Annotated in this window: 15 protein-coding genes; 11 read left to right on the forward strand and 4 right to left on the reverse strand. The window is 58.3% G+C overall.

The annotated features are described in order from the left end of the window. Positions 1–100 precede the first annotated feature (100 nt). The 4 genes from HDF15_RS12030 to HDF15_RS12045 are packed head-to-tail and all read right to left on the reverse strand — an operon-like array spanning position 101 to position 3,378. Positions 101–1,204, reverse strand: coding sequence for a carboxylate-amine ligase (locus HDF15_RS12030; protein WP_184255820.1), 1,104 nt, complete (start codon positions 1,202–1,204; stop codon positions 101–103). Positions 1,205–1,223: 19 nt separating this feature from the next. After that, positions 1,224–1,604, reverse strand: a complete 381-nt coding sequence (locus tag HDF15_RS12035) for a hypothetical protein (RefSeq protein WP_184255822.1) — start codon at positions 1,602–1,604, stop codon at positions 1,224–1,226. Continuing rightward, complete coding sequence (locus HDF15_RS12040; RefSeq protein ID WP_184255988.1) at positions 1,601–2,629, reverse strand: RimK family alpha-L-glutamate ligase; 1,029 nt, start codon at positions 2,627–2,629, stop codon at positions 1,601–1,603. Before HDF15_RS12040 ends, HDF15_RS12035 begins: the two co-directional genes overlap by 4 nt. Positions 2,630–2,667: 38 nt before the next feature. After that, complete coding sequence (locus tag HDF15_RS12045; protein ID WP_184255824.1) at positions 2,668–3,378, reverse strand: esterase family protein; 711 nt, start codon at positions 3,376–3,378, stop codon at positions 2,668–2,670. Between the two features lie 57 nt (positions 3,379–3,435). On the opposite strand from HDF15_RS12045, the gene HDF15_RS12050 reads away from it, so the two are divergent. The 11 genes from HDF15_RS12050 to HDF15_RS12100 all read left to right on the forward strand — a co-directional run bounded on the left by HDF15_RS12050 (position 3,436) and on the right by HDF15_RS12100 (position 11,269). Continuing rightward, complete coding sequence (locus HDF15_RS12050) at positions 3,436–4,329, forward strand: alpha/beta hydrolase (protein ID WP_260331024.1); 894 nt, start codon at positions 3,436–3,438, stop codon at positions 4,327–4,329. 220 nt (positions 4,330–4,549) lie between these two features. Continuing rightward, complete coding sequence (locus HDF15_RS12055; protein WP_184255826.1) at positions 4,550–4,984, forward strand: REP-associated tyrosine transposase; 435 nt, start codon at positions 4,550–4,552, stop codon at positions 4,982–4,984. A gap of 340 nt (positions 4,985–5,324) precedes the next feature. After that, positions 5,325–5,660 carry a 30S ribosomal protein S16 gene (rpsP, locus tag HDF15_RS12060; RefSeq protein ID WP_184255992.1) on the forward strand — a complete coding sequence of 112 codons (336 nt, stop codon included), beginning with the start codon at positions 5,325–5,327 and terminating at the stop codon, positions 5,658–5,660. A 49-nt stretch (positions 5,661–5,709) separates the two neighbouring features. Beyond that, a complete protein-coding gene (locus tag HDF15_RS12065) occupies positions 5,710–6,018 on the forward strand; it encodes a KH domain-containing protein (protein ID WP_311733086.1) in 309 nt (102 codons plus the stop codon). A gap of 21 nt (positions 6,019–6,039) precedes the next feature. Next, a complete protein-coding gene (gene rimM, locus HDF15_RS12070) occupies positions 6,040–6,678 on the forward strand; it encodes a ribosome maturation factor RimM (protein WP_184255828.1) in 639 nt (212 codons plus the stop codon). A 52-nt stretch (positions 6,679–6,730) separates the two neighbouring features. Continuing rightward, positions 6,731–7,564: a tRNA (guanosine(37)-N1)-methyltransferase TrmD gene (trmD, locus tag HDF15_RS12075; RefSeq protein WP_184255829.1), complete on the forward strand. Its 834-nt coding sequence runs from the start codon at positions 6,731–6,733 to the stop codon at positions 7,562–7,564. Positions 7,565–7,771: 207 nt separating this feature from the next. Beyond that, positions 7,772–8,524: a hypothetical protein gene (locus tag HDF15_RS12080; protein WP_184255830.1), complete on the forward strand. Its 753-nt coding sequence runs from the start codon at positions 7,772–7,774 to the stop codon at positions 8,522–8,524. Positions 8,525–8,598: 74 nt separating this feature from the next. Next, on the forward strand, positions 8,599–8,955 hold the full coding sequence (gene rplS, locus HDF15_RS12085; RefSeq protein ID WP_221314397.1) for a 50S ribosomal protein L19: 357 nt from the start codon (positions 8,599–8,601) through the stop codon (positions 8,953–8,955). 88 nt (positions 8,956–9,043) lie between these two features. Beyond that, positions 9,044–9,817, forward strand: coding sequence for a ribonuclease HII (locus HDF15_RS12090; protein WP_184255831.1), 774 nt, complete (start codon positions 9,044–9,046; stop codon positions 9,815–9,817). Next, complete coding sequence (locus HDF15_RS12095) at positions 9,808–10,542, forward strand: PIG-L deacetylase family protein (protein ID WP_184255832.1); 735 nt, start codon at positions 9,808–9,810, stop codon at positions 10,540–10,542. The genes HDF15_RS12090 and HDF15_RS12095 overlap by 10 nt, the downstream gene beginning before the upstream one ends. 40 nt (positions 10,543–10,582) lie before the next feature. Further along, complete coding sequence (locus tag HDF15_RS12100; protein WP_184255833.1) at positions 10,583–11,269, forward strand: hypothetical protein; 687 nt, start codon at positions 10,583–10,585, stop codon at positions 11,267–11,269. Positions 11,270–11,289 lie beyond the last annotated feature (20 nt).

Below are 11,289 nucleotides of genomic sequence, written 5' to 3' on the forward strand. Positions count from 1 at the left end.
CTTCGCGCTGTGCTGAACAGACCATCCTTCTCTAACGAATGAATGACTCACCGCTCCAGGCATGGGCTGGAAAAGCGTCGCACAGCGCTCCTCGATCTCCCTACAACCCAGCCTTCGTCTCAGCCGCCATGTAATCCACCACCGCCTTCAAATCCCCGGTCTCTCGAAACACACGCAACTGCCGGTCAGCCCCCGAACCCTGCTCCAGCATCGTGCGAATGTAGCCGATCGCATCCCGGCACTGGAGCTCATCCAGCACATCGTCAATGAACGCGAGATACTCCAGAATCAACTCCTTCTCAGGAACCTCCTGCTCTTTGCCGAAGTCGATAAGCTTCCCCGCAAGCCCGTAACGCACCGCACGAAACTTGTTCTCCATCAGCAGCGCACGCGAGTACTGGCGAAAGTCCAGATTGCGCTCATGAAGCTGCCAAAGCTTTGCCGCCGTCGCCTGGATCAGCGCGGCAATCGCAATCGTCTCTTCGGCACGCAGAGGGATATCGCACACCCGCACCTCGACCGTATTGAAGTACGGATGGGGACGCACGTCCCACCAGATCTTCTTGGCATCGTCGATGCAGTTGGTCTTGATCAGCAGGTTCACATAGTTCTCGAACTCCGAGTAGCTATTGAACGTATCCGGAAGGTTGGTGCGCGGAAAGTTCTCGAAGACCTTCGCGCGATAGCTCTTATAGCCGGTCTCCATCCCCAGCCAGAAGGGCGAGTTTGTCGAGAGCGCCAGGATGTGCGGCAGAAAATACCGCAGCGAGTTCATGATGCGGATCGCCGCCTCGCGGTCTTCGATCCCCACATGCACATGCAGTCCGAAGATCAGGTTCGACCGTGCCACCAGCTGCAGATCTTCCACAACCTTGGCATAGCGCGGGTCGGGATAGATCTCCTGCGAGCGCCAGTCGGCAAAGGGATGTGTCGCCCCGGCCACCAGCACCAGCCCATGCTCCTCCGCAAGACGAATCATGTTGCGGCGAAGGTCGTAGATGTCCTCCCGCGCCTCGCCGATATTACGGCAGATGCGCGTTCCGACCTCGATGACTGACTGATGCATCTCGGCCTTCACGCGCTCTTCAAGCCGCAGCTTCCCCTGCGCCAGCATCTCCGTTGCAATATGCGAACGAAGATCGCGGGTCACCGGATCGATCGTCTGATACTCTTCTTCGATTCCCAGCGTGAAGGTCGGTCGCATGATTCAACCTCTGGCGAAACTAGATATTGCTCACAAGTCGAACACTGAGCTTACCGCCGTTTTTGGCCAGCGTCACGGTCACCTGGGACTCACTGAAGCCCGGCGACAAAAACTGCAGGTAATGAACTCTCGTGTTCTGCTCCGAGGAGATCGAAAATCGTCCCTGTTCATCCGTTTTAGACATCATCATGCAGCTCTTGAAACCGCGCGTGCACTCCGCGACGATCACATCGCTCATCGCCTGCCTGGCCCCACCTGCGTCCTCGGAGTAAACGGACCCGCTCAGGTTCTCGGCCCGCTGCTGCGTGTCGACCGTCTTGGTCTGACCGAAACAGGAAGCGCTCATCGCGAGCAGGCAAGCAGTCCATAGTCCCGGCATCCACATCGTGCGTATCGTCATTGATTTCCCTTCGTTACGGCCTTTTTCGCGGCCATTTTCTTCGCTGGAACCTTCTTCGCAGCACTCTTCTTTGCCGGAGCCTTCTTCGCGGGCCCAGCGCCCAGGAAGCTCGACCAGCGCAGATCCTTCATCGGCTCCCCGGCCAGCCTCGCCTTCTTGATCGCGAGCTTCGCGACATGGTCCACGATCCACTCGAAGCTCTCTTCTCCCACCGCATGCCGGTCGGCATCGGGCGCGGGATTCATGAAGTCGATGGCGTACGGGACACCATTCTCCACCGCAAACTCAACGGTATTCAGATCATAGCCAAGCGCGCGGCAAAGCTTCAACGCATCCTTCTTGACCCGCGCCAGCAGGGCCTTCGGGTACTCCGGCGGATCGAGCACATATCGTTGCGCATGCTCCCTGCGCGGATCGTACGTCATGATCCGCACATCCTCCTGCCCAACGACGTAGCAGCGAAAGTACTCCTGGAACCTAACCTCTGCCTGCAGAGTCATGCAGAGATCGCGTGTCTGGTCATAGGCATGGAAGAACTCATCGCGATTGTGGACATGGTAGACATCGCGCCAGCCGCCGCCGTCGTGCGGCTTCAGGAACGCCGGAAACTTTACATACTCAAAGATCGCGTCCCAGTCGAGCGGGTACTGCAGGTTGCGCATGGAGCGCTGGTTGGTGTCCGGCGGATAGTTCTTGTGCGGCAACAGCACCGTGCGAGGCACGGCAACACCAAGCTTCTCCGCCAGCGCGTAGTTGAAGAACTTATCGTCAGCCGACCACCAGAACGGATTGTTGATCACCTCCGTCCCCGTCAACGCTGCATTCTTCAGGTACGAGCGATAAAAGGGAATATCGTGCGATATTCGGTCGACGATGACGGCATAAGGACTGCGCTTAGCCATCTCAATCCCCCCGATCTCGACAAATTCCGCCCGAATGCTGTCAATCTCCATCGAGTTGATGCGCTCGACCAGAGCTCCCGGAAAGGTGTTTTCCATCCCAAACAACACGCCGATCTTCTTCACTGCCATAGCCGCAATCCCCCAGAACCGGTTGTCTTCGTTTACAGATAAACCTGCATCATCCTCTGCCACCAGGGCCAGTCGTGCTCAGCATTATCGCCCCACACATCGAGTCGCACCGGAATATTCTTCGCCCTCAACTCCGTGGCAAGCCTTTCGTTGTCGTTCCAGCAATGGTCGTGAACACCGGTCGCCAGAACATACGTGTTATGCCGCATCCGATCCAGATAGCCCGCGTCATGCAGGTTCGGCAGATAATCCAGCGGCAGATTGAAGTAGCAGTCCTCGTCGTAGTAGCCACGCAGAAAGCCCTTCATATCGAACGCGCCACTCATCGAAAGCAGCCCGGAGAACAGATGCGGATGCCGAAACGCAATATTGGCCGCATGATAGCCGCCGAGGCTGCAACCCAGCGATACCAGATGAGGCTGATGATTGCGTTGCCGCACGAACGGCACAACCCCTTTCAGGATGTACTCCTCATACTGCATATGACGTGCAATTCTCCATCGTGGAGGTACGTCGCGGTTGTACCAGCTCTCGGCATCGACCGAGTCCACGCAAAAGAGCTGCAGCTTCCCGGCCTCGATCTTGTCCTGCACAGACGCGACCATCGCACGATCTTCAAACTCATAGAAACGCCCGCACGAGGTCGGGAACACAATCGCCGGCAGACCGTCATGCCCGAACACGAGCATCTCCATCTCACGGTCTAACTCACCCGAGTACCCCTTGTAATATTCCCGTTTCATGAGCAGGCCCTCTGATACTCTGAGGCCTTACTTCTACACGAAGGTTGTGTTTTAGATTTGAACGATTCACTCATTGCTGTCTCTCCCGACTTCATGCCTCTCCCGGCGGACGACTTCGGCCTGCGTTTTGAAGGCGCCTCTACAAGCTCCGACGGTGCCCTGCCCTACGACCTTGACAGCAATCCCCGCTATCGCGTGCTCCGCGGATTTCACTCGCGCTTTCTGCCCGATGACAGGGATATCTCAATCTATCTCCCGGAAGCGTATCGCACTGAGACCCGGAGACGCTTTCCTGTCTTTTATTTACACGACGGCCAGAATCTCTTCGATGGCCGCACCTCTTACGCTGCCAACCGCACCTGGCGCGCCCACACCACCGCCGACTGGCTCACCCGCCAGGGCCTCATCGAACCGGTCATCCTGGTCGGCATCGCCAACACCGGTGCTCGCCGCATCGCCGAGTACACTCCGACGCGGGATGCCAGGCTCGGAGGCGGCGAAGGCACGCTCTACGGCCGGCTTCTGGTCGAGGACCTGAAACCCCTGATCGACCGCCGGTTCCGCACATTGCCCGACGCGGCCAATACGGCCCTCGGAGGCTCATCGCTGGGCGGCCTCATCACGCTGGTACTCGGCATGAAGTATCCGGAGGTCTTTGGGAAGCTCGCTGTACTCTCGCCGAGCGTCTGGTGGGACAACCGGAGCCTGCTGGCGCTGATGAACCCATCCCAGCCCAAGCAGCACCTTCGTATCTGGCTCGATATGGGCACAGCCGAAGGGCTGCGGCACCTGCGCGACACTGACCTGTTGCACCGGCGACTGGTGCTGCGCGGCTGGCGTGATGGCATCGACCTCAAATACCTGCGCGTTCCCGGCGGAGTACACGACGAGGAAGCCTGGGCAGCGCGCTTCGACCAGGTGCTAAAGTTCCTTTTCCCTGCGGTAAAGTAGGTCTGTTCTTGCCTTTCTTGCTGTCATTTCCGGTGGAAATCTGTTTTTCTTTCTGTCGTTCCCTTAGAGAACCTGCTTCTGTCTTTGCTGTTGCTTCTGTCTTTGCTGTTGCTTCTGTCTTTGCTGTTGCTTTTGCTTCTGAGATAGGCCCGGGCTTTAGCCCGGGCATTACGGGATAAACACGAATGGGGCTTTAGCCCCTGGGACAAGCCCTCCTGCGATGCGCCTAAAACCTCAAACCTATGCCCTGACTGCCGTTGCCCATCAACGACGACATATCTTCCAACGAACCACGATCGCTGAACTTCTCATCACCACCCTATTTCGGTACCGTGACACCTGCAAATTCCTGCTTCACGGCTTTGTCGTGATGCCCGACCACATTCATGTCCTGCTTACACCCGCCTCCGACCAAACCATCGAACGTTGCGCACAACTCATCAAAGGCGGCTTTTCTTTTGCCGTGCGGAAGGAGTTTGCTGGGGAGATATGGCAAGAGGGTTATCACGCACATCGCGTAATCGATGCCGAAGATCTTCGTAATCAACTCCTCTACATCGTGAATAACCCGATTGAGGAGCGCTACATTGGTTATCCGCACATTCATACGGCAGAGGATTATGCCGGACGTCTTGATGCTCCACCCGAAATTTAGCCGCTATCATCCGCGAAGGCCTGTCCCAGGGGCTAAAGCCCCATTCGTGTTTATCCCGTAATGCCCGGGCTAAAGCCCGGGCCTATCTCAGAAGCAACAGCAAAAACAAGAGGAAAAACGAAAAAACGGTGCATTCAGCCGAACACTTCACCAAGCATCGGCATTTTCCAAGACACCTTTGTATACTCGCTGTGCTTTTCCATTGCGGATTTACCTGAAATCCGAGATACTTAGGTGTTCGGACTTACACGTCCGCCGGCTGTGTCGATCGAAATCCACGGCTTCAGCGGCCAGCCCTGAACGACATTCGAGTTTTTTGAGAGGATCTACCCCTGTGTTGATGATTCGTTTGGCGCGCGTTGGCGCCCGCAAGCAGCCCCACTATCGCGTTGTTGTTATCGAGAAGGACCGCGCACGCAACGGTCGCTCCATCGAAGTGGTTGGCACCTACAATCCCCGCACCAACCCGGCAAGCGTCGATCTCAAGAGTGATCGCATCGCTTATTGGACCAGCAAGGGCGCTCAATTCTCCGAGACCGTCGGCAAGCTCGTAGCTAAGTACAAGCCTGCCACCGAGTCGGCCGCCGATGCGTCCAAGCCTCTCACCCCTGCCGTTGCGCCGACTGCTGCTGCGGTTGAACCGGTCGCCGAAACCGAGCCAATTGCTGCTGCCTAGCAATTGGTGCGATATTTGTCGCACACGTCGACTTCCCAGAGGTGACTGAGTGACCGAAAAATCAGATCCCAATCCGAACAATAGCGCTATCTCAAACATGCAGACCCTGATGCTCGAGATAGCACGAGCGCTGGTAGATGATGCCGCAGCGGTTCACGTTGACGCGTCCGATGCCGAGGGCTCCACGGTGCTTCGCCTCCGTGTGGCCCCCAACGACATCGGCAAAGTAATCGGGAAGCAGGGCCGGACAGCCCGTTGCCTGCGAACGATTCTTGGTGCCGCCAGCATGAAGCACCGGCATCGCTTTTCGCTCGATATCATTGAAGCGGAAGGCGTTAAGACCGCCCATGTCGAGTAATCCTCAGGTTCTGTAGGAGCAATGACGGATTACTCGCAACAGGACCCATCAAAACTGGACTCCTCCTCTTCAAAATGGGTCGCAATCGCTTCCATCCTGCGTCCGCAAGGACGCAAGGGTGAGGTGTTGTCCGAACTCCTGACGGATCTCACGGACCAGTTCCATGAGGGCCGTCTCGTGACGCTCGCGAAAAAGGATGCGGCACATCCGCTTCCCAGCGCTGTGCCTGTAGCACTCGAAGGCCATTGGCTCCCGACCGGCAAGAACGCCGGACGCATCGTGCTGAAGCTGGCAGGCTGCGACAGCATCTCGCAGGCCGAGCTCCTCGCTAGCCAGCAGGTAATGATTCCCGCAGAAGAACTTCCGGAGCTGGAAGAAGATACCTTCTACGTCGCCGATCTGCTCGATTGCACGCTGTTCAACGGCGAACAGCCCGTCGGCAAGATCATCGACGTGCAATTTGCCACGACCCCCGATGGGAAAATGCGCCTTCCCGATGCCGCGCCTCTGCTGTGCGTTGAACTCCCCGGCAACACAGACGAAGAAGTGGAACCTTTGTTGATTCCCTTCGTTCGCGCCCATCTGGAATCCGTCGATGTCGCCGCAAAACGTATCGTGATGCATCTGCCGGAAGGGTTGATGATCGAGGAAGACGAGTAGAGCCCGGCCTTCTCTATCCTCTACACTCTAGTCTCTACACTCTGTCTTTCTCATGCGCTTCGACATCGTCACCATCTTTCCGGAGTTCTTCGGCGGACCGCCCAATAATGGCATCCTGGGCCACGGTATCCTCGAGCGCGCCCTGCGCATGGGGCAGGCGGAGGCCCATACCCACGATCTCCGCAGCTTCACCTACGACCGCCATCGCACCGTCGACGATCGGCCCTTCGGCGGCGGCGAAGGCATGGTGCTCAAAGCTCAACCCATCTTCGAGTGCGTCGAGTCCCTGGGCATCGCTCCCAAAGCCGAACGCGACACAACGCGCGAGTCCGTCATCCTGCTCTCCGCCCAGGGCAAGCGATTCACCCAGGCCACGGCCCGCCATCTTGCCACGCTGGATCGCGTCGTCCTGATCTGCGGCCGCTACGAAGGCGTGGACGAGCGCGTCAGCCAGTTGCTCTGTGACGACGAACTCTCCATCGGCGACTACGTAATCTCCGGCGGAGAGCTTGGTGCAGCGGTCATCGTAGATGCCGTCGTCCGCCTGCTGCCCGGCGTATTGGGCCACGCCGACTCCTCAAAATACGAAAGCTTTGGCGAGGGAGATGAACCCGCCGATACCATGACCGAGGATGGCGTTCCCCGCTCCACCCACGGCGCTGGGGGCCTGCTCGACTACCCTCACTACACGCGGCCAGCAGAGTTCCGCGGCACGACGATTCCCGAGGTATTGGGGAATGGCGACCACAGCGTTATCCGCAAGTGGCGCAGGCAGGCGGCCCTCGCGAAGACACTCGCCAATCGGCCCGACCTGCTGCCTTCAGCCGATCTCAATGACAATGACCGCGCGTTTCTGAGCAAGCTCGGATTCAATCGAAAGCATTGAATCCGCTCTAATCCGGAGGCGCTCCTCCCCATGGCGTGTACCTCACCCAGGGAGCCTTGGCGATCAGCGCAGATAACTGCTGATTGGAAAAGCGGTGTATATAGGGGACGGCCCACCCAATAACGAGGGCTCCGAAAGAGATAAGAAGAATGTGTTTGAAGCAGGGTCAGCGCTCTGCTAGACTCTGCTCGTCATCCAAGAGCCCTCATGCGACGAATCGCAATCCTGCTCGTTATCACCTCCGCCACCTGCCTCTCCACCTTGCAGGCGCAAAGCGCTCCCTCCCGCGGGCCTGACGGGAGCATGCGAAGCATCACTCCAGGCATTGAGGTGCTCCCCTATCTCAACCGCCCGTTCTCCGGAACGGACACCATCGTGAAGACTCTCCCGATCGAGGGCGGAGGAACGATCACAACCTCCGAGACGTCAAAGATCGCACGAGATAGCCAGGGACGGCTCTATCGCGAACGGCATCACTTTGCAGCAGTGGATGTCGATCCAGAGAAGACACTCTACGAGTTCTACGTGCTTGATCCGATATCTCATACGCATACCGCATGCACCATCGCGACTCATCAATGCACGCGCACAAGCTACCATCCTCGGTTTTCGTATCCAGTACAGCCAACCGGCGCCTTTGATGCAGGACGGCGTTTCCTGACAAGAGAGGATCTCGGACAACAATCGATCGATAATCTCCCGACGATCGGGACCCGCGAAATCACCACCATTGCCCCGGCGACGGTAGGAAACGACAAGGAGCTTACCTTGACGCGAGAGTTCTGGTACTCGCCTGATCTGAGAACGAATCTCTCTGTCATCCGGAAAGATCCGCGCGAAGGAACTCAGGCCATTCATCTCAACGTGCTATCGCGCGATGAACCCGATCCCAGCACCTTTGCCGTCCCCGCAGGCTACACCGTTCAGGATGATCTTCAGGTAACAACATCCTCCAACTGACCTGTGGATTTCCCTCTGCAAAATTGCGTAATTCGTGTAAACTGAATCCTGCGACTTTACGAAGGAATCACATCATGTCTATCCATCCGATTATGCAGAAGCTGGCTGACAAGCTCCAGCGCACCGACCTCCCCGAATTTGCTGCCGGCGACACCGTTCGCGTACAGGTCAAGATCAAGGAAGGCGACAAAGAGCGTCTTCAGGCGTTCGAGGGCATGGTCATTGCCGTCAAGAAGGGCCCCCAGGGCAGCTTCACTGTTCGCAAGATGAGCTTCGGCCAGGGCGTCGAGCGTATCTTCCCGTACAACTCGAAGGTTGTCGACAAGGTCGAAAAGATCCGCTCCTACCAGGTGCGCCGCTCGAAGCTCTTCTACCTGCGCGGTCTGCGTGGCAAGGCTGCCCGTCTGCGCGAGGTTGAGCGCACTAAGTAAGCTTTTCTCCACGCTTCCAGAAAAGCGGCGGCCCTCGGGTCGCCGCTTTCGTTTGCGCACAACAAATCCGCTAAACTCGAAAACAACGATGTCGGCCCTTTTCCAAATTCCAGTTCCGCCCGGCGTCACCAAAGCCACCGCCAAGCAGCAGATGCTGAAGCAGCTAGTGTGCAGCGATGCCCCGGAGCAGGCCTTGCGCTATCAGGGCTTCCGGTCGATTGCAGGCGTCGACGAGGTCGGGCGAGGTGCGCTCTTTGGCCCGGTCGTCGCTGCAGCAGTGATTCTGCCCGAGAAGACCGGCGTTCTGGCCCGGATGGGACTCAAGGACTCCAAGCAGCTTACCCGCGAAGACCGCGAGCGCCTCGACCGCAAGATTCGCACCATGGCATTGGCCGTCGCCATCGCCGAGGTCGACGCCGCCACCATCGACCGGGTCAACATCTACCAGGCCTCGCGCATGGCTATGCTGATGGCCGTACAGCAGCTTGGGATCGCCCCCGACCATCTCATCATCGATGCCATGCGAATCGACCATCCCTGCCCGCAGACCAAGCTGTACTACGGCGATGCACTGTGCCTCTCTATCGCCGCAGCTTCGGTAGTCGCCAAGGTATATCGCGATGGATTGCTGCGCGAGTTTGACACGGTGTATCCGCAGTATGGCCTCGCCTCTCACAAGGGATACGGAACGCCGGAGCATCGCAGGGCTCTCGTCGCGCATGGCCCCTGCGAACTTCATCGCCACACCTTCGCCCCGGTTGCGGCTGTTTGTACCAAGGATGTGCCGAAAGACAATATCGAACCCCGCGAGTTATTCCCCGCTGACGACAACACACCTTTACAGGAGGAAACGTGGGCCTGAAACTTCTCTGTGTCGTCGCACACCCTGACGATGAATGCTTTGCTTTTGGCGGTGCCCTGGCCCTCGCAGCCGCACGTGGCATCGAGACCAGTGTCATCTGCCTTACGGACGGACAGGCTGCTACACACCGCGGCTCTGCCAGCAGCGGCAAGGAACTCGGAGCAATGCGCCGTGCGGAGTTCGCGGCCTCCTGCAAGGTTCTCGGCGTCGCACACCACGAGCTGCTCGACTATCAGGACGCCCAGCTCGAGTTCGCAAACCTCTCCGAAGTAGCCGGAAAGCTTGTCGCTCGCATCCGCAGCTTCCGTCCACAGGTGGTTATCACCTTTGGCAGCGATGGCGGATTGAACACGCACCCCGACCACACCGTGGTCTCTGCTGCGACAACCGCCGCGTTCCATTGGGCAGCCTCTGCGAAGCGCTATCTCGAACACGGAGAGTTGTATCAGCCACAGCGGCTCTATCACCTGTCGACGAGCTACTTTATGCCGGACCGCCCTTCCCCCATTCCCGCTCCCTGGACGGTCACGCTCGATATCAGCTCCGTCTTCGAGCGCAAGCAGGAAGCCTTCCGCGCTCACGCCTCGCAGGCCCCGCTGATGGAACGCACCAAGCCTATCTTCGAGAAGTACGGCAACGAAGAGTACTACACGTTGCTCGCCTCGCCCGTGCCGCAGCCAGCGCGGCAGTCGACCGATCTGTTTGAGGGTGTCGCGGAAATCTGACGATCAGAAGCCCTGAAGCAAGAAAACAGACGAGGTAGGGATGAAGAAAACTTTCGCCGAGAAAGCCATCGAACTCTCCCTCCTCTTTGCGCTCGTCGTACACGTCATCGCACTCCTTACCATGGCGGGCCTGCTCTTGCCCGGTGTCCCGGGTTCTGGCCTGAAAACGGTTGATCTGCGCGCCGCCTATATCTCCATGCATCCATGGCGATGGCACCTCGGCTGGTTTCCCTGGCATCTCTGCGCGCTATCAGACCTGGCAGTCTCCCTCGCGCTGTTGCGTCTACAGTGGGTTCCTAAAACGCTGTCGGCACCCACGCTGCTACTTACATTAATCGCAGCGGCCATTGAACAGTACTTTGAGACGCTCTGGGATGTATTGGGACCACATCTTGCCTCAGGAGGCGGCCTCGCCTATCTCAGCTTCGAGTCCAGGGTATCCCTCCCGGTATCGGTGATAGCCGCCGTCCTCTATGCAGTCATGGCGATGGGCTGGAGCTGGTGCCTCTCCCGCTCCAGCACTTGGACGAGGACGTTGACCTGGCTCTCCGCCGTGACCTGGACGCTCCTCCTGCTCTCTTCCTCATCCCAGCTACTGCCGCCCGGCTACCGTCCTCCTACCGCTCTAACAGACGTGGGCACGGAGGTTGGCTTTGTCCTGATGGCGTTCTGGTTCCTACTCACGCTGAGGGCCATGTGGCGTCTTACGCGAGTCACCGATCTGTAGGACTGCATGGCAGAATGACG

Source organism: Granulicella mallensis, from assembly GCF_014203225.1.
GTDB classification, from domain to species: domain Bacteria; phylum Acidobacteriota; class Terriglobia; order Terriglobales; family Acidobacteriaceae; genus Granulicella; species Granulicella mallensis_A.